General features: G+C 49.8%; 25 protein-coding genes and 1 pseudogene. 6 read left to right on the top strand and 20 right to left on the bottom strand.

Annotated elements, in window-relative coordinates:
• Nucleotides 1-245 precede the first annotated feature (245 nt).
• From MOTHE_RS03130 to MOTHE_RS03075, 12 genes are all read right to left on the bottom strand, one after another.
• Nucleotides 246-869 (bottom strand): class II aldolase/adducin family protein, encoded by a 624-nt coding sequence (locus MOTHE_RS03130; RefSeq protein ID WP_011392225.1) that lies wholly within the window; start codon nucleotides 867-869, stop codon nucleotides 246-248.
• A gap of 6 nt (nucleotides 870-875) precedes the next feature.
• Entirely contained in the window at nucleotides 876-1,931 is a 1,056-nt protein-coding gene (gene mtnA / locus MOTHE_RS03125; protein WP_011392224.1) for an S-methyl-5-thioribose-1-phosphate isomerase, read from the bottom strand.
• A complete protein-coding gene (mtnK, locus tag MOTHE_RS03120; RefSeq protein WP_053094661.1) occupies nucleotides 1,932-3,197 on the bottom strand; it encodes an S-methyl-5-thioribose kinase in 1,266 nt (421 codons plus the stop codon).
• A 41-nt stretch (nucleotides 3,198-3,238) separates the two neighbouring features.
• Nucleotides 3,239-4,231 (bottom strand): ABC transporter permease, encoded by a 993-nt coding sequence (locus MOTHE_RS03115; RefSeq protein ID WP_053094660.1) that lies wholly within the window; start codon nucleotides 4,229-4,231, stop codon nucleotides 3,239-3,241.
• A 27-nt stretch (nucleotides 4,232-4,258) separates the two neighbouring features.
• Nucleotides 4,259-5,737: a sugar ABC transporter ATP-binding protein gene (locus MOTHE_RS03110; RefSeq protein ID WP_053094659.1), complete on the bottom strand. Its 1,479-nt coding sequence runs from the start codon at nucleotides 5,735-5,737 to the stop codon at nucleotides 4,259-4,261.
• A 60-nt stretch (nucleotides 5,738-5,797) separates the two neighbouring features.
• A complete protein-coding gene (locus MOTHE_RS03105) occupies nucleotides 5,798-6,874 on the bottom strand; it encodes a sugar ABC transporter substrate-binding protein (protein WP_053094658.1) in 1,077 nt (358 codons plus the stop codon).
• A gap of 58 nt (nucleotides 6,875-6,932) precedes the next feature.
• A complete protein-coding gene (locus MOTHE_RS03100) occupies nucleotides 6,933-7,733 on the bottom strand; it encodes a DeoR/GlpR family DNA-binding transcription regulator (RefSeq protein ID WP_011392220.1) in 801 nt (266 codons plus the stop codon).
• Between the two features lie 285 nt (nucleotides 7,734-8,018).
• On the bottom strand, nucleotides 8,019-9,605 hold the full coding sequence (locus MOTHE_RS03095; protein WP_011392219.1) for a thiamine-phosphate synthase family protein: 1,587 nt from the start codon (nucleotides 9,603-9,605) through the stop codon (nucleotides 8,019-8,021).
• A 49-nt stretch (nucleotides 9,606-9,654) separates the two neighbouring features.
• Nucleotides 9,655-10,227: a hypothetical protein gene (locus MOTHE_RS03090; protein WP_053094656.1), complete on the bottom strand. Its 573-nt coding sequence runs from the start codon at nucleotides 10,225-10,227 to the stop codon at nucleotides 9,655-9,657.
• A gap of 247 nt (nucleotides 10,228-10,474) precedes the next feature.
• Nucleotides 10,475-11,029, bottom strand: a complete 555-nt coding sequence (locus tag MOTHE_RS03085) for a hypothetical protein (protein WP_053094655.1) — start codon at nucleotides 11,027-11,029, stop codon at nucleotides 10,475-10,477.
• A 191-nt stretch (nucleotides 11,030-11,220) separates the two neighbouring features.
• Entirely contained in the window at nucleotides 11,221-12,141 is a 921-nt protein-coding gene (locus tag MOTHE_RS03080) for a VanW family protein (protein ID WP_162490034.1), read from the bottom strand.
• Between the two features lie 411 nt (nucleotides 12,142-12,552).
• The gene (locus tag MOTHE_RS03075) at nucleotides 12,553-13,365 is read right to left on the bottom strand and encodes a GGDEF domain-containing response regulator (protein WP_011392214.1); all 813 of its coding nucleotides are present in this window, start codon (nucleotides 13,363-13,365) and stop codon (nucleotides 12,553-12,555) included.
• A gap of 838 nt (nucleotides 13,366-14,203) precedes the next feature.
• On the opposite strand from MOTHE_RS03075, the gene MOTHE_RS03070 reads away from it, so the two are divergent.
• Nucleotides 14,204-15,232 (top strand): FIST signal transduction protein, encoded by a 1,029-nt coding sequence (locus MOTHE_RS03070; RefSeq protein WP_236683276.1) that lies wholly within the window; start codon nucleotides 14,204-14,206, stop codon nucleotides 15,230-15,232.
• Between the two features lie 3 nt (nucleotides 15,233-15,235).
• Nucleotides 15,236-17,746 carry a PAS domain S-box protein gene (locus tag MOTHE_RS03065; protein WP_053094653.1) on the top strand — a complete coding sequence of 837 codons (2,511 nt, stop codon included), beginning with the start codon at nucleotides 15,236-15,238 and terminating at the stop codon, nucleotides 17,744-17,746.
• 248 nt (nucleotides 17,747-17,994) lie between these two features.
• Here the strand turns inward: MOTHE_RS03065 and MOTHE_RS03060 are convergent, their stop codons facing one another.
• Both MOTHE_RS03060 and MOTHE_RS03055 read right to left on the bottom strand, forming a co-directional pair.
• Nucleotides 17,995-18,381, bottom strand: a complete 387-nt coding sequence (locus MOTHE_RS03060) for a type II toxin-antitoxin system VapC family toxin (RefSeq protein WP_236683275.1) — start codon at nucleotides 18,379-18,381, stop codon at nucleotides 17,995-17,997.
• The gene (locus tag MOTHE_RS03055; protein ID WP_053094652.1) at nucleotides 18,381-18,653 is read right to left on the bottom strand and encodes an AbrB/MazE/SpoVT family DNA-binding domain-containing protein; all 273 of its coding nucleotides are present in this window, start codon (nucleotides 18,651-18,653) and stop codon (nucleotides 18,381-18,383) included. Before MOTHE_RS03055 ends, MOTHE_RS03060 begins: the two co-directional genes overlap by 1 nt.
• A 484-nt stretch (nucleotides 18,654-19,137) precedes the next feature.
• Between MOTHE_RS03055 and MOTHE_RS03050 the strand changes: the two genes are divergently transcribed.
• Both MOTHE_RS03050 and MOTHE_RS03045 read left to right on the top strand, forming a co-directional pair.
• Nucleotides 19,138-19,386 (top strand): AbrB/MazE/SpoVT family DNA-binding domain-containing protein, encoded by a 249-nt coding sequence (locus tag MOTHE_RS03050; RefSeq protein WP_011392209.1) that lies wholly within the window; start codon nucleotides 19,138-19,140, stop codon nucleotides 19,384-19,386.
• Nucleotides 19,374-19,835 (top strand): type II toxin-antitoxin system VapC family toxin, encoded by a 462-nt coding sequence (locus MOTHE_RS03045; RefSeq protein WP_011392208.1) that lies wholly within the window; start codon nucleotides 19,374-19,376, stop codon nucleotides 19,833-19,835. The genes MOTHE_RS03050 and MOTHE_RS03045 overlap by 13 nt, the downstream gene beginning before the upstream one ends.
• Before the next feature lies 1 nt (nucleotide 19,836).
• Here MOTHE_RS03045 and MOTHE_RS13995 read toward each other — a convergent pair whose 3' ends face one another.
• The 3 genes and pseudogenes from MOTHE_RS13995 to MOTHE_RS03040 form a co-directional block, all read right to left on the bottom strand.
• Complete coding sequence (locus MOTHE_RS13995; RefSeq protein ID WP_256218217.1) at nucleotides 19,837-19,968, bottom strand: hypothetical protein; 132 nt, start codon at nucleotides 19,966-19,968, stop codon at nucleotides 19,837-19,839.
• Between the two features lie 62 nt (nucleotides 19,969-20,030).
• Nucleotides 20,031-20,156 (bottom strand): annotated as a pseudogene (locus tag MOTHE_RS13815) (polysaccharide biosynthesis protein); the annotation flags it as partial.
• 10 nt (nucleotides 20,157-20,166) lie between these two features.
• Complete coding sequence (locus MOTHE_RS03040) at nucleotides 20,167-20,847, bottom strand: ElyC/SanA/YdcF family protein (protein ID WP_053094651.1); 681 nt, start codon at nucleotides 20,845-20,847, stop codon at nucleotides 20,167-20,169.
• Between the two features lie 135 nt (nucleotides 20,848-20,982).
• Between MOTHE_RS03040 and MOTHE_RS13640 the strand changes: the two genes are divergently transcribed.
• Together MOTHE_RS13640 and MOTHE_RS13635 are read left to right on the top strand one after the other, a co-directional pair.
• A complete protein-coding gene (locus tag MOTHE_RS13640; RefSeq protein WP_201776972.1) occupies nucleotides 20,983-21,381 on the top strand; it encodes an Rpn family recombination-promoting nuclease/putative transposase in 399 nt (132 codons plus the stop codon).
• A gap of 90 nt (nucleotides 21,382-21,471) precedes the next feature.
• Nucleotides 21,472-21,897 (top strand): DUF4351 domain-containing protein, encoded by a 426-nt coding sequence (locus tag MOTHE_RS13635; protein ID WP_201776971.1) that lies wholly within the window; start codon nucleotides 21,472-21,474, stop codon nucleotides 21,895-21,897.
• A 76-nt stretch (nucleotides 21,898-21,973) separates the two neighbouring features.
• Here MOTHE_RS13635 and MOTHE_RS13630 read toward each other — a convergent pair whose 3' ends face one another.
• The 3 genes from MOTHE_RS13630 to MOTHE_RS03030 all read right to left on the bottom strand — a co-directional run bounded on the left by MOTHE_RS13630 (nucleotide 21,974) and on the right by MOTHE_RS03030 (nucleotide 22,960).
• Nucleotides 21,974-22,144 (bottom strand): hypothetical protein, encoded by a 171-nt coding sequence (locus tag MOTHE_RS13630; RefSeq protein ID WP_200901628.1) that lies wholly within the window; start codon nucleotides 22,142-22,144, stop codon nucleotides 21,974-21,976.
• Between the two features lie 31 nt (nucleotides 22,145-22,175).
• On the bottom strand, nucleotides 22,176-22,382 hold the full coding sequence (locus MOTHE_RS13625) for an NAD-dependent epimerase/dehydratase family protein (RefSeq protein WP_071549857.1): 207 nt from the start codon (nucleotides 22,380-22,382) through the stop codon (nucleotides 22,176-22,178).
• 134 nt (nucleotides 22,383-22,516) lie between these two features.
• Nucleotides 22,517-22,960, bottom strand: coding sequence for a type II toxin-antitoxin system VapC family toxin (locus tag MOTHE_RS03030; protein ID WP_201776970.1), 444 nt, complete (start codon nucleotides 22,958-22,960; stop codon nucleotides 22,517-22,519).
• Nucleotide 22,961: the final 1 nt, after the last annotated feature.

Genomic DNA, 22,961 nt, shown 5'->3' with positions numbered 1-22,961 from the left:
TCCGCATAAGCTGCCGCTGTTTGAGAACTAGGAGATCTGATATTTATATTTTATTATGGATAAATATTGAAGTCAAGGCTTCGCGTTTCCAGGGGTAGTCCATCTGTGGGATAGTCAGGGTTGAATCCATCTGAAAAAATGTCAGTTTTTATCTTGCCTATCTACATATATACTACCCCAAATAGGGAAAATTAGCCGGCAGGGTCGCGTTTTATAACGACTGCCGGCCAGATGTAACACCGGTTTCACTGCTTCAAGCGGTAAAGTTTCTCCAGGTTCTCGGGCTCCAGGTAATGAGGACCGCCCAGGGACTGGCTGGCCAGGATAATGCTGGCGTAGTGCTCCAGGGACTCCATGCGGTAGAGGGCTTCCCAGATGTCCCGGCCCAGGGTGAGGACACCGTGGTTGCTGAGCAAAAAGGCGTCGTGGCCCTGCCAGTAAGGGGCGAACTGGTCCACCAGTTCAGTGGTCGAGGGCGTCCCATAGGGTACCAAGGCTACCTCCCCCACCAGGACCACCATTTCCGGCATGGCTGTAATGGGGAGATTCTTGCGGGCTACGGCAAAGGTGGTGGCGAAACGGGGATGGGCGTGGACGGCGGCCTGGATATCCGGCCGCGCCCGGTAGGCCGCCAGGTGCATCTTTACTTCCGACGAAGGCTTCTGTTTCCCCTCAAGAATATTGCCGTCGAGGTCCACGATTACCAGGTCGTCTGCCTGCAGGAAACCCTTGCTCACCCCTGTAGGAGTGGTCAGGATCCTGTCCCCGGGCAAGCGAATGCTAATATTGCCTTCGTTGCCGTTAACCAGCCCCCTCCGGTAGAGGCGCCGACCCACTTCAACGATTTGCTCCTTTAAAGTTTGCAGCAATTACTCTCACCTGCTTTCGCCGGCTAATACTTTGGCGATATTTTGTTTGTATGGCGGCCGGATGACTCCTTTTTCTGTAATAATGGCTGTGACATAGCGGTAGGGGGTCACATCGAAGGCCGGGTTGAAAATGCCGATACCCTCGGGGGCCGTGGGCCGCAAGCCGAAATGGCTGACCTCAGCCGGGTCCCTTTCTTCGATAGGTATCTGCTCCCCGCCTGAGAGGCTTAAGTCAAAGGTGCTGGCCGGTGCGGCTACATAGAAAGGAATGCCGTGCTCCCGGGCCAAAATAGCCACGCCGTAGGTACCGATTTTATTAGCCACGTCCCCGTTGGCGGTGATGCGGTCGGCACCGACGATGACTGCCTGGACCCAGCCCCGGGCCATCACGGTAGCGGCCATATTGTCAGTGATCAGGGTTACCGGGATGCCGGCCTGGTGCAATTCCCAGGTAGTCAGGCGGGCTCCCTGGAGGAGGGGCCTGGTCTCGTCGGCAAAGACCTTCAACACCTTGCCCCGGGCGGCCAGGGTATAGATGGGAGCCAGGGCCGTGCCGTAACGGGCGGTGGCCAGGGTGCCGGCGTTGCAGTGGGTAAGGACGGCTTCGGCGTCGGCCAGAAGGGAGGCGCCGTGCTCACCGATAGCCCGGCACATGGCCTCGTCCTCATCCCGGATAGCCAGGGCTTCCTTCAGGACCAGTTCCTTTAAGGCGGCAACGTCGTCCGTGGCCGCGGCGGCTACCGCCTGCTGCACCCGCTTCAAGGCCCAGAAGAGGTTTACCGCCGTAGGCCGGGAGGAAGCCAGGTAAGCGGCGGCCTTTTGCAATTCGGCCTCGAAACCGGCCTTGTCCCTGGCTCCCGAGTCCTTCACAGCCAGGTACAGGCCCAGGGCTGCCGCAATGCCGATGGCCGGCGCCCCCCGGACCTTGAGCTTCTTGATGGCGTCCCACATCTCTTCTACCGTCCGGGGCCGGATGATAACCAGCTCCCCGGGTAAGAGTGTCTGGTCGATCATCTCCACCTGGCCATCACGCCAGCTGATAGGGGCAATGGGCTCGTACATTTAGAACACCTCCGGCCGTGAAGTCAGGACCACATTAATAATATCACTGATACTGCTAAAATGCGACCGCTCTTTCACCAAACGCCGGCCAATGGCCAGGCCCAACCTTTCGGCAACGGCTCTCTTCTCAGGATCAGCAATACTTTCCAGGTCCTCTACATGGGCCAGGCCGATAATTCTACGCATCATCTTAGCACCGCCAAAGCCAGCCGTATCCTGAATAAGTTTTAACATATAGCGTTCCCTGTAGGCATCCGGCCTTTGGACAGGGTCCTGTTTTTCCCAGACAAATTGAAACTCGGCCACGAAGTTCTCCCACACGCCTTTAGCTAAATCCAGGAGATATTGCTGGTATTCCCGTCGCTCGCCAGGATCTAGTGTATGGCCCTCATGGGAAGCATAATTCAAGAAAAGGTTGCCGATTACAGCTCCAATATCAAATCCTGCCGGTCCATAGAAGGCAAACTCGGGGTCCATAACTTTAGTAGTAGCAGCATCAACCATAATACTGCCGGTATGGAGATCACCATGTATGAGTGCTTGGCCATGACTCATGAAGGCATCCTTCAGCTCAGCCATTTCCGCATGTAGCTCTTCGTCGTTTTGGATAACCTCTACCTCTTTGGCGATCAAGGGATTGAAATGATTGCCATTTCCGTCTTTAATATATGGGTTGGTAAAAACGAGGTCCTCGGTAATCTTGCACAGCTGAGGGTTGGTAAACTGGGCGGCATTCCATTTCTTCAATTGGGGGTCAAGGTATAAATCACAGGTTTCTCCTAAGGTCCGGGCTAGGTAGCGACCAATATGCTTCGTAAAGTTGGGGTAGTGTTGCCTCTTAATGAGACCTTTGTGCAAAATAATCCGTGGCGCCAGGTCCTCCATGATATTCAAATACATATCATAATCGGTATAATAAAGTTTCGGAGTAAGGTCCGGACAGATGGCAGAGAATATGGCCAGAGCTTTGCCTTCGATAATAGCCCGATCGGGGCTCAAGGGCCAACTATCCCCTACCAGACGGACATATGGTAAAGCTTGTTTAATGATAATTGAACGGGCAGGGTCATTTTTGGCTTGAATACGGAAGACCAAATTCAGGTTACCGTCACCAACTTCACTGCTGACCAATTCCTCGTCCGGGGAGAATAACTCTTGCAGTTCCGGCCGTTGCTTTACGTAAGTAATGACCGTTTCAAGGTTGAGAGGCTGGTAGCGGCTTAAATCCGGCTCCGGTACTTTAATGTGCTCAGTAAAATTATCCATGAAAATCCCTCCATGATTGTATTTGCATCCGCCGACTGCTATTATTCGTCTTCAGCAGTATGGCGGAGGCGGCTTGCAACGATATTTAAAAACAACGCTACTACCAGAATAATGCCGGTTATAAAGGTTTTTAGATATACATCGGTACTCACTTGGTCGAGGCCATTACGTAATATACCTAAAATCAAGAGGCCAATAATGGTATTTGGAATGCCACCTTCACCACCAGCCAAAGAGGTCCCGCCAAGAACGACAGCAGCAATGGCATTAATTAACATATCACTAGGCACTGATGGTTGAGCGCTTCCAAGGCGGCCTAAGTTCATTAACCCCGAAAGTCCTGCTGTAAAACCGGAAATAGCCAGGCATGAGGCTATTACGGTACGAGTATTAACTCCCGAAAGCTCAGCTGCCTCGCGATTAGCACCCGTCATATAGACATAGCGGCCATAGCGGGTATACTGGAGAACAAAATGGGCCACAGCTAGGACTATAACAGCTATGATAACAATGATAGGTATCGGGCCAATACTACCAGTTCCCAGGACTTTCAATAGATCAGGTATCTTAAAAATCACGCGACCCCTGGTAAAATAGAGTGAAAGACCACCTGCAATGACCATCATAGCCAAGGTGATCATAAAGGAAGGAATACCCAATCTGGCAGTACCAAAACCGTTGAAATAACCCAGAAGTAAAGTTATCACCAGGGCCAGGATTATCGACAGTGATTGGGGTAACGCCAGGGTTGCCGTAGCATAAGCTGCGATGACACCGGCCAGGCCACCTACGTCAGCGACGCTGAGGTCGATCTCACCAGTTAACAAAACAAAGGTTACCCCCGTAGACATGATGGCCATAGTAGAAACCTGAATCAAGATATTGCGGAAATTAATTATTCGAAAAAACGTATCTGACGCCAAGCTGAAAAAGATAAATAGGATAATCAAGGTCCACAGGGGGGCCATAGAATGTAGACTTCTTTTTAAAACCCGTCCTAAATTTGCAGGTTCCTTTTTAGTTACGACTGACACCACTTATCACCTCTTTAAGATGAAAATTTAAGCATACTGAAATAAAAGCTCTTTATTGACTTTACCTTGCTTAAACTCATGCACAATTTTACCTTTCGAGAACACCAATATGCGATCGGCCAGAGCAAAAATCGTTTCTGGTTCTGAGGAAGCAACAATGATTCCCATACCTTGGGCCTTAAGGTCACGGACTAGATTAATTATCTCTTCTTTGGCTCCGACATCCATGCCCCTGGTAGGTTCGCTGAGAATAAAAACGATAGGATGAGTAGGTAACCAACGGGAGACTGAGACTTTCTGCTGATTACCTCCACTGAGATTACCGACATTTAAAAGGGGTTTTGGTGGTCTAAGGGCAGTGCGTTCGATTAATTGGCGGCTGATCTCTAGTTCCCGCGTACGATTATTAACAAACCTGCCGATAGTTGCCAGGAAAGGTAGAGTTATATTAGCGTAAATAGGTTTTGTAAGGCACAGGGCCTTTTTTCTGCTTTCCGGAGCATAAGCTAACCCCAAACTTCTGGCATGACCCGGAGATTTAATTTTGACTTCTTTTCCTTGTAGAATCACCCGTCCTTTTTCCGGTACTTCAAGACCAAATAACACTCGTGGTAATTCCATATGGCCGGCACCCATATAGCCAAAAAGTCCTACCACTTCACCTTTCCCAACGCTAAAGGCTACGTCCCTAAATAAACGCCTACAACTCAGATCCTTGATCTCCAAAACAGGTTCCTTTTCACTAGCTGATAGCTCGATCTCCGTGTTTTCACTTATACCCTCACTGCTACCAAGCATTAATCTGATAAGTTCCGCCTTATTAATATCCTTATTCTCCAAGGTTGTTATCTTACGTCCATCCCGGAGAACGGTAATCCGATCAGCGATGTCCAAGACGTCATCAAGAAAATGGGAAATAAAGATAATGCTAGTACCGGCCTGTTTCAACCGGCCGATAAGTTCAAACAACCGCTTTACCTCGGGTGGTGATAGAGCCGAGGTCGGTTCATCCATTATGATGATTTTAGCGCTAGAATGGATAGTACGAATGATTTCAATCATTTGTTGAATACCCAAGAGGTAACTACCCAGGGGACGTTTTACATTAATCCTTTCCAGGCCAAAATCCTTTAGTAATTGTCGAGCTTTATTCTCCATTTCCCACCAGTTTACAAAGGTTTTTTTACTACCGGGTGTACCAATAAATAAATTCTCAGCTACAGAAAGTTTTAGAATAACGCTCAGTTCCTGATGTACCATGCCAATGCCATGGACCTGAGCTTCGCCAGCTGAACGAAACCTGACAGGTTTCCCTTTTAAAACCTCAGTTCCTTCATAATCAGTGATAACGCCAGCTAAAATTTTCATTAAAGTACTCTTTCCAGCCCCATTCTGACCAACAATGGCATGTACCTCTCCGGCATAAAGATCAAAATCTACACCTTTTAAAACCGGCACCTGGCCATATCTTTTAACGATATTTTTTAATTCCAAAACTTTTTCCATGATTCCCCTCCTTAGGCAATTAACTAAGGGGGAGGGATTGCTCCCTCCCCAACTGCCTGGTTAGACCATAAAGTGATCTTCTTGCCAGATCAGGCCAGGAGCGAGAGACTGGCCGTAGCCCTTGTTGAGCCAAGGTTGCTTGTTACTCTGGTCTACATTGTAGGTGATAATTGGACCATCAGCCAGAATAAAGGGTGGAATTTTTTTATTCGCATCTTTTTCAGTAGCAGCATAATACCCAATCATCAATGCACCCCAGTGAATACGTGGTGCCGAATTGCGGGCCGTAGCAACCATAATACCCTTTTGGATGGCTTCTACTGCCGGTTGCATACCATCATTACCACCAATTTTAATTTCTTTTTCCCTGCCGGCATTTTTAATAACCTGGTAGGCTGCCAGGGCCATATCGTCGTTATGAAAATACGCGGCATCAATTTTATCGTAACGATTAAGCAAATTTTCCCAAATCTGGGCAACTTTATTGACGTCGAAGTCGGCTGGCGTTTCATCTATCACTTTAACATCAGGATAACGTTTTATGACATTATGGAAGCCTTGGGCGCGGCCTTGTGCTCCTGTATGCCCTAAAGACCCTTGAGTCATTACCACATTACCTTTCCCACCAATAGCCTGCATCAGGGCTTCGGTTACCTGTTCAGCTCCCCACACATTATCCGGAGCGATAAAGCAGGTGATAGGCAATTCACCCGGTTGAGCGATCATGGTATCCATATCGATTACGGGGATGCCGCGTTCCAGCATCTTTTTGACCGGCTCATTTAAAGTACCGATACCCAATGGTTGGATAGCGACAAAATCCCAGTCTTTAGTTGCCATATCTTCTACGGCCGCACGCTGCTTGTCTACACTAAGAGCGCCGTCATACCAGGTAATATCTACTCCCAACCATTTACCCCAACGTTCCACAGTATCCTTGCCCTGGGCGCACCAGGTGGCTTGGAGTCCAGCATTGGAGAATGCCGCCTTCAAGCGTTTGCCTTCTTTTGCAGTAGTACCCGTTGAGCCCGATGAGCACCCGCTCAGCAACAGAGAGCTACCTGCTACCAACCCACTCGCCATCAGACTTTTGACAATAAACTCCCTCCGATTCATACCTTTTTCATAAATGGACATACATTTTACCCCCTTTGATGGCTTTATACATAGAAAGCGTTTGCCGCTTTCTCACCAATCAGGCTTCGGCCCTGATGACTCTTACTCCTAAATCCTGAAATACCTGGACGGCTTCATCCGGCGTCCCGGCATCAGTAACAAAGATATCAATCTCCTCCATAGGCCAAAAGCGAACTAAAGCCCTTTTGCCAATTTTAGAAGAATCTGCCAGGAGAATACGCTGCCCAGCTCGCTGGAGCATAATTTTTTTCATCTCGGCTTCAGCTACATTTGTATCGGTAAGTCCTTCTACGGGATCCACAGCATTACAGGAAAAGAACATTTTGGTGAAGTTAAAATGATCAACTATATCTGCCGCCAGAGGACCAACCGTTGATAAAGCCTTAGAGCGTAAATTGCCACCTACCAGGATTAAAGTTATATTACTATAAGGCGCAACGATGTTAGCAACCGTAAGACTGTTAGTAACTATTGTTAAATCTTCGATGCCATTTAATAATCTAGCTAGTTCGGCACCAGTAGTGCTGGCATCAAAGGCTATTAAATCACCGGGTTCGATAAGAGGACGGGCAGCTTTGGCGATTGCTATCTTTTCATTTAGGTGGACTTTATTACCCGCTAAACCAAGGTCATATATCGTACCTTCACGATATAATACGCCACCATGGGTACGCATTATTAAATTCTTTTTTTCCAAGACTTCAATATCACGTCTGATAGTCATTTCTGATACATTAAAACGATTGGCTAGTTCACTAATTTTAGCTGATCCATTTTTATAGATGTATTCAAACAACAATTGCCTTCTTTCCTGTGGGGCTATGTCATTGTTACGATCATTATTCGTGACAAGTTCCACTATCATTCACCTCCCATATGAACCGGGATTTTTACTAACATAAATTATCTATAATTATAATTCAATTCTAATCTCATATTTTAACACTGTCAATGTTTATTTATGGCCAAAACAATCTATTTCTGCTTTATTTATTGTTAATATCACGTTATTTATTGTAAATTCAAGGTGTAAAAAGGCGCGACCTTTATTTAAAAAGCCGCGCCTTTTATTATAAGCTCATAGCAAAACTTGCGCAGATCGTTAACTAGTTGTGAAAAAATGTTATCCTCTGTGAAAAATAACCTACTCCAATTCCGCCACCCTGGTGGCCAGGGAGGTTACCTTGCTGACGATTTCACCGGGGTTCCGGCCCAGGACCAGGATGAGGCGCTCCAGGTTGATGCGATCGGGTATTTCAATTACGTCAGGAAGTTCCCGGCAGGCCGCCATGGTCCGGCGCAGGTCGGTATAGAAATCATCGTCCGTCTGGCGGTAGTCCGGGGGCACGGGCATGCTGACAACCTTATAACCCAGATCGGCGCAGGCCTGACGCACCCGGGCGTTGTTGCGGAGGTTGATGACGCAGCGTGCCTGCGGGAAGAACTCCCGCACCACCAGGATGGTGCCGCCCATGTGGTGGGAACAGCCCATCTCCGGCTCACCCAGGGTTGCCACTCGCCCCTTAAAACGCAGCAGGCGGCCGGGTATAGCAGCGATGTCCCGGAGTTCTTTTGCCTCCGGCAAGCAATAGGCCAGGTTGGCGCCGATCTCGGGGATGAGGGCGGCAACGTTAGCTTCCTCGAGCTCCCTGACGGCCTGTCCCAGTTCCCGGCACAGGGCCACTTCCGCCGGAGTACGGGTATCGTTTTTTAGGGCCAGGGCGTTAAAAAAGACCTCCCAGAAGCGGTCCACCGCCGGCGGCAGGAGCTGCTCTTCCCGGCCGTCATCCTCCAGCCAGGCGCGGCCTGCGCCCGCTGGTACTACCCGGCCGATAACCGCCGCTTCGATGCCGGCTTCTTTAAAGGCCGCCAGCATGGCGTCAGCCTTTTCCGGCGCGCAGGTGAGCACCAGGGTGCCCTCGCTGATTACTTCGTAAGGGTTAAGGCCAATATAGTCACAAACTGCTCGGATATCGGCAGGTACCGGTACCCGGGCGCGTTCGATCCTTAAACCCACACCGGAAGCTTCGGCCACCTCCCAGAGGCCCCGCGCCAGGCCCCCTTCCGTGGCATCGTGCATGGCATGTACACCGCCGACTTCTACGGCAATACCGGCTTCAGCCACCACGGACATCTCCCGCAACCGCTTTTTAGCCCTTGCCACCAGGTCCGGGGAGATCCCGGCAGCCAGGAGCTTCTCACCCAGCTCGCAGGCCACCAGGGCTGCCGCTTCAATGGCCGCCCCTTTAGTAATAATTACGGCGTCGCCGACCCGGGCCCCAGCGGGGGTGACTACTTCCCGACCCCGGCCCCAGACGGTAATTCCGCCAATGGTAGGTATGGTCACGGCCCCGTAGAAACCGGTATGACCGCCGACGATAGTAATGCCCAGCTCCCGGGCATAGGTGCTGATGCTGCGGACCAGCCCGGCGATGTAGTCCTCCGGCGTCCCCGGCGGCAGCAAGAGGGAATAGGTCATAAAACGGGGCTTGATACCCATGACGGCGACGTCGCTGGCGCCGATATGGACGGTGATCCAGCCGAAGTCATCGGGGGAAGTCGTCGGTCCAGGAAAAATGGGGTCCTCTGCAACGGCCAGGTACTCCTCCCCTATTTTAAGTACCGCCGCGTCCACTCCCATGCGCGGCCCGACTACCACCTCAGGATCCCCTGCTCCCGTATGGGGCAGGATAGCCTGCCGGAAGAAAGCGTCATCTACTTTGCCGATCATAATTATTCTCCCTCCTCGACCGAAGGAAAATGTAAAATATCCATTAATTTCAACGAAAAGTAATTTCGCCAGTAGTTTTATCCACCTGGATAGTCATTACTTGCCGTGACACTAAAAGCCCTTGATTTAATGCCTTCTCTAATTTCTGTAGCTTCCATCCTGCCTTCCTGGCTTCTATCAGCCGTTGCGATAGGCTTTCATACCCTTGAACGCTATATAACTTCTGGTTGCCCTCCAAAAATATAACACTATGATAGCCGTCCATTTCAGCAGCTTCCCAATCGATAATTTTTTGAAGCACTACATAACCGGTACCCCCTTGATCCCGGTACCGGGGCCTGCGTAGAAGCAGGGGGACCAGGATTAACTCAGGAAAAAGGATTATGGGAGTTGCCCGGCGATTTCCGCCTCTTCCCCAGGGGGTATCGTTCTGCCGCGGATTAATACCTAAAAACCGGGCCAAACGTCTCAACACGGTAACTGTCCTATTTTTTTCTAGCTCCTTGCGGCCATCGTCAAACCAGATCTCTGTATAGTTGCTCCCGTCAAGATGATATACCGGTACGAGACAATTCAAATGAGACAATAAGCTTTCACGCATCCAGGGATAAACGACACCCACCCGTTATGTTCCTCCTCTCCATTCAGCATCATTTGCTTACATTATACTCCAGGTTAAAATTAAAATAAAATCAGGTTCACTCGCCTATTACAGGTGAATTTATCTGTATGATGTAGGATTACGAAAGAGACAATGCCGTTATCTACCATTATCGAAAATACACATACAGTTTTGTATTTATAAATGTAAGATTAGTATATTGTCTAGTTCGCGATGATTAACGCAACCATTACGGGTCCGGCGGATTTTACCTAAGCATCTTTTCAATCATCTGTAACCCAGTCGAGGTTATACGCCATTTTTTCCCATCAAGATCAACCCATCCCTCCCGGCGGGCCCGCTGCAAGTAAGTACTAACGCTATTTACAGTCGCGGCTTTTTCTCGCAATTCCTCCCGCATTATACGCCGGACATCGTACGTGGCAGGCGGCTGCTTCTTGCAATAATCACTATAATAAACAACCAGGGTAGCCAATTCTTTGTTATTGCTTATCGTCGCCCTGGCCCGCAACTCTGAAATAGATTGTGAGTGTACCATGATTTCTTCATCACCAGCTTCTTTTGCAGCCGCTGCTTTCTCCCGGGCTACACCCAGCTCGTTATCCACGGAAACAGGGATTGTATCTTCTTCATCTATTTGCTCAACTGTAGCCAGGTTCGCGTCCGGTGTTACGGCCTCTCCCCACGCCTGGATCCTCGACAGGAAGGCAAACAGCCTGGTTTCCAGAGCTTCGTCGACAAAATCTTCTTTCTTCCCCTTTAAAACAATTTTAAAATTCCTGGTTATAATCTTCATATACACAAATAACCCCTCCCCTGGCAAATTTCTCTAAAATAAAAGATAGCACGGCATGCCGTGCTATGTCAATAACTTTCTCACACAATCGTGAAAATTACTCAATATCATGCAGATATGTTTTGCCTGTTATGATGACTACATGAATACTTTTTGTTGTTTTTGTCATGCATAACTTGACAACTAAATGGCGACCATTAGCCCAACTCCCAGATAGCCATGGTGATGCTGGAACCCTGGCTGGTGAACTCCAGTTTTATAGGAACCGGCCGGTTATTGCGGAAGCGGTAATCCAGGACGCCGTAGTAAACGGTAGCGTCGTAGCCGGGAGGGACATAGGTCACCGGCAGGCCATGGCGGTGCCTCTCCACCACTTCCAGGCCGGCTGACAAAACAGCATTGTGTAGCAGGGTAGCCGTGCGACAGATACCCCCGCCAATCTCAGGCACCTTTTGATCCCCCATGAAGATAATGCCGGGTACAAAACCCCTGGCACCAGTACGGGGGCCGACGACGTTATTAAAGGATACTACCCCTCCCGGCGGCACTACGAGGCCATTTAAGTACTGTCCAGCCAGGCGGGCATTGTGGAGGCTGGGACTGCCGGCCTCCTTCTCAGGGAAGGTAATGGTATACCGTCCCAAAAGATGAATATACTTAATGCTCACCTGCTCGCCTGCGGGGGTATAAACATGGATGCCGTCTTTCCGCCAGTCCACCCTGGCCCCCAGGGCTTCCGCCACCTGCCGCAGGGGGGCATAGGTCACCCCGTCCTTGATCTGCGGCCGGGGCTGCAGGGGAACGCCCGCCAGGGTGCCGGCTTTCACGTCCAAGTAAAGGGCCGGCCGGCCGTAAACCCTGATACTCACCGTACTTGTAGCTGCCTCCCAATCAACCTCCCCGCCAAGAACGGTACTAAAATCCCTGACGGCAATCATAGCTCGCTGGGTATCAGGGTCTTCGTAGGCTACTACCGGGTCTGCGGCCAGAGCCGGTTCCAGTACCGGCCAGGCAAAAAAGAAAGCGACCAAAACCACCAACCAGTAAAAAGAACGCAGCAAATTCTCCATCTCCCTTTGGCCATCGTCCGGTAATCTGATCAGAGCAGTTTCCATCATATGCTCCACCATTGGGAGTTATGATTGCTACCGTACCGGGTGGTATCTTTTTCCTATAGATTTCGCCGGGAAAGGAGAGATTCCTGCACGTTCTAAAAAAGGGCCCTTACGAGCCCTGGGATGGTATTTTGGACGATAGATTATTTATCCCCTGCCCCCGGGGAAGCGCCAGCCATCATATTGCGGCCGAAGGCAAGAAAGATGCCCACCATGAGGCCGAGGATAAAGGATCTGCTTCCGCAATTTTTAAGGACAGGCTTTCAAAGCGGGTGCCGCCAGGGTCCCGGAAGAGGGGGTGCTTTACCTTGACTGGCATCATGGTCATCTCCGGAGCCAACACTAAAAGAAAAGCGTGCCGGCGTCCACTGTCGGACCATGGTATTGAGTTCACTGCGGAATAATTCTTAAGATCTACGTGTCAAGCGCCTGTTGCTGGGCCGGTGCGCCCGTGGTTTTCTTCTCCCAGCACTCTTTAAGGGAAGCTTCGGCGTAGGCGAAAAGCTCTTCCCCGTCCTTCCCATTGTCGGGGTATACTGCAACCCCGTAACTCCACGTCCCAGGTAGCAAACCCGCCAATTTCGTTATTACCACCTGGGCGCCTTCTTTCCCCGTATGTGGGAGGACCAGCGCTAGCGTACTCTTGCTAAGCTCTATGACGGTGTCTATTTCGCGCAAGCGCCGTCGCGCCTGCCTGGCGCATTCCACAATCTTCCCCTTCCCCAGCCCTTCAGATCTAGCCAGAACCAGGGCTACATTTAACGCGCCCCTGCTCGCCCGGTTGATCTCGTTTCTGAGTACTTTATGAAGCAGCTCCGCTGGGGTAGCTTCTCTCCTGGCGCCCGGGCCTATCAGTTTCTCTACACGGCGTACCAACTCTTCTACCGAATAGGGCTTGCAGAGGTACTCCACCGCCCCCAGATCTATCGCCTTCTTGACCACGGCGACATTGCTCTCGATAGTTACCACCATGACCGGAACGTACCGGTACTCCGGAAGGCGTTTGAGGTTCTCTAGAACAGCCAGACCATCCATTCCCGGCAGGTGGATGTCGAGAATCACCAGGTCGTACGGTTCTCCTTTTCCCCTGGCCTTAACCAGGGCCTCCTGGCCGCTGGCAGCTTCGTCCACCAGGTAGCCCCTCTCTTCCAGTACCCTCCTGGAGGAAAACCTGGTCAGGGTCGAGTCTTCTACTAGCAGGACGCTCTTTTCCGGCAAGGCTAGCAATATTTTTCACCTCCTTCGAATCGAATTTTAGTCCGGAATCTGCCCCTTGATTTATCAAAGTTTTCTCCCTCAGTATACCCGGGGACAAGGCCGTGCCAGGACAACCCCCCTTCATTTTATTTAAATTCGACACAGGCTGCCAATATCCTCCAAAGCAATCCCGGTGTCGATCTCTATGGCGGCAACTACGGTATGCCGGGTAACGATAACGCCGTTGATTAGGAGCACATCCAGACACCGTTGTAATAGCTATGCCAGGGCTTTTCTTGTACCGGCTATAAAGCGGCGGCTAACGGCGCTTTTAGAGGTTCCTGAAGTTTCAATGCGGCTGTCGAGGGGCTCAAACCTCCGGGTATACTTGCGGCCGGAGAGGCCATAGAGCATGCGCCCCGCCGGTTCTACCGGCTTCCGCTCAAGGGCAAATCAAGCCGGAGAGGCCATAGAGCATGCGCCCCAGGACAAAAAATATTATGGAGCCGGCAGGAAAAGGCCCAAAAAAGAAGAACTATAAATAATGATTCCACTGCAGAAAAGTGTTCTTGGGGACTAATCTTGTTTTAATAAGTCCTACTTGAGGGGATTTTTTGATTTTATGGAACCTATCCCCAATTCTTAGCCTAAAAGCAGGTTTATTCCCCACCAGGACAGCTGCAGAAGGTTTTTGCAGTAGAATCAATAATACTTTAACTTTCTTCTTGCAGGGCAGGATTGCATAAAGTTGGTGGTGGTAATTAAGATGCGGGTTGGGGTAGGTTTTAGCAGTGCAAATGACCCTAGCGCTGCTGGACAGGTTGCTTCCGAGCAGGCTGTGCGGCAATCCGGAAGTCCCGTAATAACTTTGGTTCTGACCACTGACAATTACGATCAAGAGCGGGTCTTGTCGGCCGTCAAAAGAGTTATCGGTAATTCCAGGCTGGTAGGCGCCTGCGTTCCGGGGGTCATTGTCAACGCGAGGCTGTACAAGAGAGGGGTGGGTATCTGTACAGTCAGTGGAGAAGGTGTGGAGGCGGTAACACACCTGCAGAGGAATATTTCCCAGCACTCGTACAGAAAAGGCGAGAAAGCGGGCGAAGCTTTGCTGGAAAAGGGCGGTGAAACACCGGGGACAGTATTACTCTTTCCAGATGGTTTTGCAGCAAACATTTCTGGCCTGCTCAGGGGATTATATAACGTTATGGGGCCTGCCTTTGAATACATTGGGGGCGGGAGTGGCGACAATCTGCGGTTTTACAGAACTTATCAGTTTACTGAGGAAGGTATCAGCAGCGATGCCGTAGCGGCAGCAGTAATAAGGGGTATAAACTTTCAGATGTGCCTGAGTCATGGCTGGAGGCCGGTAGGAGAACCGCTCATGGTGACGAAAGCGAAAGGGAGAAAGGTTTATGAAATCGATGGACTTCCGGCACTGGAGAGATATTCGGCTCTGGTTGGCGCCTACGACAAGAACGATTTTTCCTGCTACAGCATGAAGTATCCTTTGGGCTTACCCTGTGCGGGGGGAGAATTTATTATCCGCGATCCACTCAAAGCCGAAGAAGATGGGGGCATTTTATTCGTAACTGAAATTCCTGAAAACACTATCGCCACTCTGATGGAAGGGGATACCGCAAGCCTTCTTGCGGCTGCGGAAGAAGTATCGAAAAAGGCGTTAAATACGCCAGCTGCTCCCAAGACCTTTATGGTGTTTGATTGTGTTTCCCGCTATTTATTGATGGGAGAGGACTTCTCTCGCGAAATGGAAGCAATAGCCAAAAACATCAAAGCAGAAATTCCAGTTATAGGGATGCTATCCTTCGGCGAAATTAGCAGCATCTCAGGGACACCGCTATTTTACAACAAGACCATTGTAGCTGCCGCGGGGTGGTAGAGATTGTCCTTTGACATTTCCGAGCTTTTAACTCTATATGACGTGGTGACTTTCTCCTTTCCGGAGCGATATGAAGATCTAATGCGAGAAATAATTGAAAAGGCGACCAGGCTTTTTGGTGTACGCCGCCTGGCCATAGTACTTCGCGAGGGTGAGAGGTATAAATGCATAGAGCGGTGGGGGTTTCGAAGGGATGAAGAGGTACTAGAAAGGATTAAAAACGGCGGGGAAAACAGCTTTATATATTTAATGCGAAACGGCGAGCAAGGCCTGCTTTATATAGAGCCTCCCGGAAGAATTTCTGAACGCGAGAAAAGGCTTTATACCATTTTTGCACGTCGCATCGAGAACATAATCGCCCGCAAGCAAATTGAAGAAAAAATAAAAAACTCCGAGCAGGAAAAAAAGGTCATCTTGGATAGTATAGTGGAGCTCCTGGTTTTTCAGAACCCAGACAACCGGATTTTATGGGCCAACAGGGCCGCAGCAGAGTATGCCGGGGCGAGATCCGAAGAGTTAGCCGGGCGTTTTTGTTATGAGGCATTGCATCACAGAGACGAACCGTGTGAAGAATGCCCTGTAATCAAGGCTTTAGACACGGGCGTACCGCAGGAAGGTATTATCGCCTCTCTTGAGGGCCGGCAGTTTTTTGTAAGAGGCTACCCTGTAAAGAAGGAAAACGGGTTAATCGAGGGAATAGTAGAAGTTAGTGTTGATGTTACCGAGCGCATGCAAGCGGAAGAGGCGTTCCGGACAATCTTCAATAGCGTTCACGATGCTATTTTCATACATACGCTGGATGGAAAAATTATTGACGTAAACCAGACGATGTTGCGAATGTACGTGATAAATTCAAAAGAGGAAGCCATAAAATTGTCTATAATCGATGATTATTCTATTCCCGGCAGTACGGCAGAACAACTGCCCTTGCTGTGGCAAAAAGTAATTTCAGGAGAAAATTTACTGTTTGAGTGGAAAGCCAGGCGGCCCGTAGATGGCTCGGTATTTGATGTAGAGGTGTTTTTAAAAAAAATATCCCTCAGCAAAAAAGATGTAATCCTCGCTGCTGTGCGTGATATTACGGAACGCAAGCGTGAGGAAGAATTATTGAGAAACTTATTTACCCACTCGCCAATTGGAATGTACATCGTCAGTGAAGGAAAATTCCAGCTTATAAATCCACAATTTGAAATACTTACGGGTTATCGTCAAGACAAGCTAATTGGGATGGAATCATTGAATCTTGTAGTTCCTGAAGACAGGAAAATGGTACGGAGTAATGCCATTAAAATGCTGAAAGGCGAGGCTGTGGAGCCTTATGAGTTCAGGATCGTAACTGGACAAGGTGACATACGGTGGATGGAGGAGACAGTGGCTTCTATATGGCATGATGGCAAGCGTGTGACCCTGGGAAACATAATAGATATCACCCAAAAGAAGAAATTTGAACAGAAACTGGCATATATAAGCCTGCATGATCAGTTAACGGCTCTTTACAACCGTGCTTATTTTGAAGAAGAGCTCAAGCGATTGAGCACCAGCCGTAAATATCCCATTACGATAATAGTTGCCGATGTAAACGGCCTGAAGCTTGTTAACGATACTATGGGCCATGATAAAGGCGATGAGCTTTTGACTGCCTGCGCTCGGGTTCTTAAAAAAGCGTTTCGCAGTTTGGATGTTGTGGCGCGAGTGGGAGGAGATGAATTTGTCGCTCTCCTTCCTCGCACTGACGGAAAAACCGGCAAGAGTATCCTGAAGCGCCTCCGTTTATTTATTGACAAATACAATCAGGAGCATCCTGAACTGCCCTTAAGCGTATCCTTCGGCATAGCGACGGCTGACACTCCAGAACAATCTCTGAAAGAAATTTATAAAAAAGCCGACGACCTGATGTACCAGGAAAAACTTAATCTGGGTTCCAGTGCCCGGAGTAAGATTGTCAATGCCCTTTTAACCGCACTTTCAGAACGCGATTATATAACTGAAGGGCATGCCAGACGCATGCAGAAGTTGTGCCAGGATTTAGGAGAAAAGGTTGGACTTTCAGCGCAACAGCTTGCCAACCTGTCCCTGCTGGCTCAGGTCCATGACCTCGGGAAAGTGGGAATACCGGACAGAATCCTCTTCAAGAGAGGTCCCCTTACAGAAAAAGAATGGGAGGTGATGCGTCAGCACCCGGAAAAGGGCTACCGCATCGCCATGTCGTCACCGGATCTGGCAGGGATCGCTGATTTAATCCTCAAGCATCATGAAAAGTGGGATGGTACTGGTTACCCCCTGGGCCTCAAAGAAGAAGAAATACCAATCGAGTGTCGAATTCTATCAATTGTTGACGCCTTTGATGCCATGACGTCCGGCAGGCCATATTGCAGGACTAAAACAATAGAGGATGCGCTAAAGGAAATCCGGCGGTGCGCAGGCACCCAGTTTGATCCAAGGCTGGCTGAGGCATTCATAGAGATGATTACCTCGGAGAAGTTTACTGCTGGCGAAAAGAAAGTGGCCACTTAGTTTCCGGTCACCGTACTCGTCCCCGAAGGGTAGGCTTGCGAAAGCCTCCCCTCACTGGCCCGGGGGATTATAGGGGTTGCCCGCTAGTCAAGGCTTCTGGCTTGGTTCGCATGGGAAAGCATGGGAAAAGGAATGGGAAGGTTGAGATGAATCGACGTAATAACTTGGCTCGAGGTATTGATTTTACATGACGCATATGGGTTAGCGATGAGGCCTTCCTTATTTAAACATCGTTTACCACCGGCTCCTCAAGCGTCAAAACACTGCCAGCCAAACTGGGTAAAATGATTATCAAAGGCCAGAGCTATATTCAGCTTTAGCCGTTCCATAACAGCAAAAGTAGTAGCATCGGTATAAGAAAACGACTTATCTTGATATGCAATTATAATTTCCCTGGCTCGTTTCTCATCCTCTTCTTTCACACGTTCAATCTTCCAAATCAAGTTTTTTACCCATTCACGGGCCAGTTCATGACCTATACAGCTCAAGATTAAAGCATGGGTTTCAGCCAAAATAAAGTTTGTTAATATTAAATCAACATCCTGTTCACTTAACTTCTTAAAAAGATGCTTGGCCTTCTCATGCCGATCATCCGACCGGTCAATGAGGGCATAAATAGCACTGGTATCTACCATTATTTTTTCCATCTTTCTATTTCACCGTTAGCCAGGTAATGATCATGTTTGGCAGCGACGTCTTTAAGGCCAGAGTTCCCGGCACCAACTAATTTCCATATAGGGTCTTCTTGACTCAGTGGCTTCACCGGCTGAACCTTTCTCAGACGTATCTCATCTTCATCTACTAAGATGGTTAAATAGTCTCCTGCCTTCAAGCCCAAAGTTTCTCTGACACTTTGGGGAATAGTCATCTGTCCTTTACTGGTTAAGCGCACTAACTGGGTGGACATGAGCATATCCCCTCCTTACTTCTAGAAAGATTTCCTTACTATGAGTATACCACCACCAGTGACGTAATTACAAGGGATTATATTACTAAAGACCTGTTTGCCGGCGGTACGGAGGAACTCATCACTTCTTCAGCGACATCCCAGCAACGGTAGTCAGCGACTTGAAAATCGAGTTCCCCCAGGTGGAAACCAGGGTTTCCGACCTCTACGCCAGAAGGGCGAGCTGGCAGAAGCCCGGTCTCAGCTGAGATTAATAATCATCTTCATGGCAAATAAAGCACAAGGAAGGCTACTGTACTACAGTGGGGAGAAGCGGCAAGACATCCGGCCCTGCCGCTTCCCGGCTGATGCTTTTAGGACTGCTGCTGGCTCGGGGGCAGGAAGGGCGTGGCCGGGGCCTGGCCGTTACCGAATCCGTCTTGTTTTATCATAATAAATTTGATATGATCAGATTGAAATTTTTTGTTCATGCAAGGAGGGAAAAATGTTGGACATTATAAAAACTGTTAAACTGGGCGCGAGATGTCAGATGGTGCTGCCTGCTGAAATAAGAAAACAGCTGGGCATTAAAAAAGGCGACGAAATAATCATTAAAATAAGAGGGAAAAAAGCGATAATCGAACCCAAACCTAAAAGCTATGCCGAGCATCTTTGGGGGCTGCATAAAGAAGTATGGGCCGGCACTGATCCTGACAAATATGTAAAAGAGGAAAGAGACCAATGGGAAAAATAAAAGAAATAATAACCGGGCATCAGGTTATCGCTCTGGATACAAACTGTTTCATTTATATGCTTCAGGCAGACCCCTGGGCCCTGGTATTAAAAAAAGAGCTGTTTAATCCGCTGGAAAAAGGTGAGTTTCAGGCCGTAACTTCGACTTTGACGCTTCTCGAACTGTTAGTCAAGCCCAAAGCCTTGGGCCTGGAAGAAGTCTGCGACCAGTATATTACAACACTAAAATCTTACCCTAATTTGAAGCTGATCGATTTTAACCTGGAAATGGCCGTTCTGGGGGCAGAAATCCGCGCTAAATACCGGGTGCGAACTCCTGACGCCATTCAACTGGCATCTGCTTTAGCATCAGATGCCACGTTATTTTTCACAAACGATCTTTCCCTTCCCCAGGCGGTAGGGAATATGAGAACAGTATTTTTAAAAGATGTTTTTCCTCCCAGGGCGTAGTTTACCCCACCTGCACCATTTCCCGTCCCTTATCTACACGGAAGCCCGGCAGGACCAGGCGCAGCAGTTCTGCCACCCCGGCCATGTCGGCCCGCCAGCCGGGCTGGGAGACCAGCCACAGGAAACGCTCCATCCCGGCGGCGTCGAATTCCCCCGGCCGGGCAATGAAGATTCCGCTCGTGGGAAGCGGCGTTGACCGGACAAAATAATCATGCCCCGCGCCAGGTCTACTATTTTCACTGGCTCGCCCATATCCAGGACAAAGATCTCCCCGCCCCTGACCAGGGCGCCGGCCTGGATAACCAGCTGCCCCGCCTCGGGTGGGTCACCGTCACCGGCCCGCCGGCGAGTACCCTTGAGAATATCCCCGCGGCCTGCGGCAGTGCCACTGCCAGGCCGTAGCAATGATGTCCTCCAGTTCTGTATACCGCGGCCGCCAGCCTAACTCCGCCATGGCTTTTTCTGCCGAGGCTACCAGCACCGCCTGGTCGCCGGGCCGCCGGGGACCGACACGGCAGGGCACCTTTTTCCCCGTTACTTTTTCAGCCGTCCGGATTACCTCCAGGACCGAATAGCCCCGGCCGCTGCCAAGGTTATAGGCCGCCGTGGGGCTGCCCTGCTCCAGGGCTTCCAGGGCCAGGACGTGGGCCGCCGCCAGGTCGTCGACGTGGATGTAGTCCCGCACCGCCCTCCCCAATATCCCCTGCCGGCGATACCCCGGCGGCATTGAAATAACATAAGGATATCCAGGCCCACCACTTCTATCCCCCGGTCCTAGAGCCATAAGGCTGTAAAGGGAGTTTTCATAGGTGCTGATAGCCCACTTTTCAAGGACGATATCCTTTTCCGGTACCCCCAGGAATTTTGCCTGGTCGGCCATGATGTCAGCCGCTGCTACGTTCCATTTTACGGGGCCGCCGGTCATCAGAAGCCTTGGAGCCAGGCCTTCCCGGTAGAGCTTTACCCCCGTTGCCACCCGCTCGCCCTGTTCACCCGAGAGGACAATAATCACATCTGCAGGCTCGCCGGGGGAACTGGATGGGACTGCAGCTCCGAGGCCAGGCCTTTAGCAATATATTAAAAATAAATAACCCTTGCTCAACCAGGCCCTCTCAGGTAAAATAAAGAAAAACAGGAGAAACCGCCAATGCCCGTTGATCACGACCGCCTGTTCAAGGAACTGCTGACCACCTTTTTCCGGGAGTTTATGGAGCTCTTCTTCCCTGCGGCCCATACCTTAATCGATTATACAGATACCAAGTTTTTAACCCAGGAGGTTATTACCGATATTACCGCCGGCGACAAACACTACGTTGATATCCTGGCGGAAGTTAAAATCAAAGGAGAAGACGGCTGCGTCCTGGTCCATATCGAGCCCCAGGCCTACCGGCAAGCCGACTTCGCCCGGCGCATGTTTATTTACTTCAGCAGGCTTTACGAAAAACACCAGAAAAGAGTACTCCCCATCGCCGTCTTTGCCCATGACAGCAAGGTAGAAGAAACAAACCGGCACGAAGTAGAGTTTCCTTTTCTCAAGGTGCTGTAGTTCGAGTTTTACAAAATACAACTTAAGAGACTGCCCTGGCGGCAGTACCTCAACAGCAATAACCCGGTAGCGGCGGCGTTGTTAAGCAAAATGGACTATTCGCCCCGGGAGCGGGTACAGGTAAAGATCGAGTTTTTGCGCCTGTTGACCCGGATGCAGTTAGACCCGGCGCGGATGGAACTGATAACCGCTTTTTTTGACAGCTACCTGGTGTTGAACGCCGAAGAAGAAAAATCTCTGCAAGAGAAGTTGTCGGAAGAACTCCAACCCGAGGAGGTGCAAAGGGTCATGGAATTAACCACATCCTGGCATTTAAAAGGCTGGCAGCAGGGCCGGCAGGAAGGCCGGCAGGAAATACTCTTAAGACAGCTAAGGAAACGCCTTGGTACCACGTCTCCGGAAGTGGAAGCGAAGATAAAGACTTTATCAGCGGAGCAGCTAGATGACCTGGCTGAAAAGATACTTGACATCACCAGCGAAGCTGAATTGCATAGAATCCTCGCCATTAAACATTGATACTTAAGCTCCACTCTGGGCTTAAGGTCGCCCTGGCATCAAAGACCGGCCAGGTTTAACCAGGCCGGTCTTTAAGTTATCCTTTAAATCCCCGCGGCCTGCGGCGGTGCCACTGCCAGGCCGTAGCAATGATGTCCTCCAATTCTGTATATCGCGGCCGCCATCCCAGCTCTTCGATGGCTTTTTCTGCCGAGGCTACCAGCACCGCCGGGTCGCCAGGCCGCCGGGGACCGACACGGTAGGGCACCTTTTTCCCTTCACCTTTTCCGCCGCTTTTATTACCTCCAGGACCGAATAGCCCCGGCCGCTGCCCAGGATAGATAGGTTACCTTGGGGCTGCCCTGCTCCAGGGCTTCCAGAGCCAGGACATGGGCTTCCGCCAGGTCCTCGACGTGGATGTAGTCCCGCACCGCCGTGCCCAATATCCCCTGCCGGCGACGCCCCAGCGGCGTTGAAATAACGCAGTGATATAGCGCGGAAGTCATAGGCGCGGCTGTAGAAGGCCAGGGCCTTCTACAGGACTAAATTCCATAATGAATCACATACCCTCAAATAACGCCGCCTGCCCGCCGCCCTGGTGCAGAGGGTGATGAGGTGCGCCTGTTCGACAGGCTTCATTTCAGTTTTGTTCTAATTCACTAACAAACCGTTGACTATTATCTTCCTCATGTTCAAAAGGATTGTATAAATGTAGACCATGCCTGCGAAGATGTTTGAAATCTTCAACATTCCGTGTGACTAAAACAGCCGATAATAATAAGGCTGTAGCTGCAACGATGGCATCTGGTAATTTTAGCTTACGATTATAATCCTTTTTACTAAGGGCGCGTAATTCGGCGGCTTTAAGAGCGACCTTAGAATCAACATCCACTATTTCTCCTATATCCAAAATACCTCTTATCTTTGATTTTTGTTCAAGAGTTAGTTCATGGAATGAAAACAGCTCTGCCTCGACTATTGTTGAATAATAGACTTCTATATCGTCGTCTTCTAGTTTCTTCATTGCCCAAACTGCTGCTTTTACTCCTGCCAGGGTATAAATAATTATGTTAGTATCGACCACA

The sequence above is a fragment of the Moorella thermoacetica genome, assembly GCF_001267405.1.
In the GTDB taxonomy this organism is placed as follows: domain Bacteria; phylum Bacillota; class DSM-521; order Neomoorellales; family Neomoorellaceae; genus Neomoorella; species Neomoorella thermoacetica.
Note: the sequence above shows the minus strand (reverse complement) of the source record. Positions and strands in the feature narration are given on the sequence as shown.

Coding starts and splice junctions, on each gene's coding strand:
- MOTHE_RS03080 (WP_162490034.1), bottom strand. CDS start 12,141: ATGATGGAAACTGCTCTGATCAGATTACCGGACGATGGCCAAAGGGAG.
- mtnA (WP_011392224.1), bottom strand. CDS start 1,931: ATGTACGAGCCCATTGCCCCTATCAGCTGGCGTGATGGCCAGGTGGAG.
- MOTHE_RS03095 (WP_011392219.1), bottom strand. CDS start 9,605: ATGATCGGCAAAGTAGATGACGCTTTCTTCCGGCAGGCTATCCTGCCC.
- mtnK (WP_053094661.1), bottom strand. CDS start 3,197: ATGGATAATTTTACTGAGCACATTAAAGTACCGGAGCCGGATTTAAGC.
- MOTHE_RS13635 (WP_201776971.1), top strand. CDS start 21,472: ATGGACTATTCGCCCCGGGAGCGGGTACAGGTAAAGATCGAGTTTTTG.
- MOTHE_RS03055 (WP_053094652.1), bottom strand. CDS start 18,653: ATGTCCACCCAGTTAGTGCGCTTAACCAGTAAAGGACAGATGACTATT.
- MOTHE_RS03060 (WP_236683275.1), bottom strand. CDS start 18,381: ATGGTAGATACCAGTGCTATTTATGCCCTCATTGACCGGTCGGATGAT.
- MOTHE_RS03045 (WP_011392208.1), top strand. CDS start 19,374: ATGGGAAAAATAAAAGAAATAATAACCGGGCATCAGGTTATCGCTCTG.
- MOTHE_RS03110 (WP_053094659.1), bottom strand. CDS start 5,737: ATGGAAAAAGTTTTGGAATTAAAAAATATCGTTAAAAGATATGGCCAG.
- MOTHE_RS13625 (WP_071549857.1), bottom strand. CDS start 22,382: ATGACTTCCGCGCTATATCACTGCGTTATTTCAACGCCGCTGGGGCGT.
- MOTHE_RS13640 (WP_201776972.1), top strand. CDS start 20,983: ATGCCCGTTGATCACGACCGCCTGTTCAAGGAACTGCTGACCACCTTT.
- MOTHE_RS03105 (WP_053094658.1), bottom strand. CDS start 6,874: ATGTCCATTTATGAAAAAGGTATGAATCGGAGGGAGTTTATTGTCAAA.
- MOTHE_RS13995 (WP_256218217.1), bottom strand. CDS start 19,968: ATGGAGCGTTTCCTGTGGCTGGTCTCCCAGCCCGGCTGGCGGGCCGAC.
- MOTHE_RS03050 (WP_011392209.1), top strand. CDS start 19,138: ATGTTGGACATTATAAAAACTGTTAAACTGGGCGCGAGATGTCAGATG.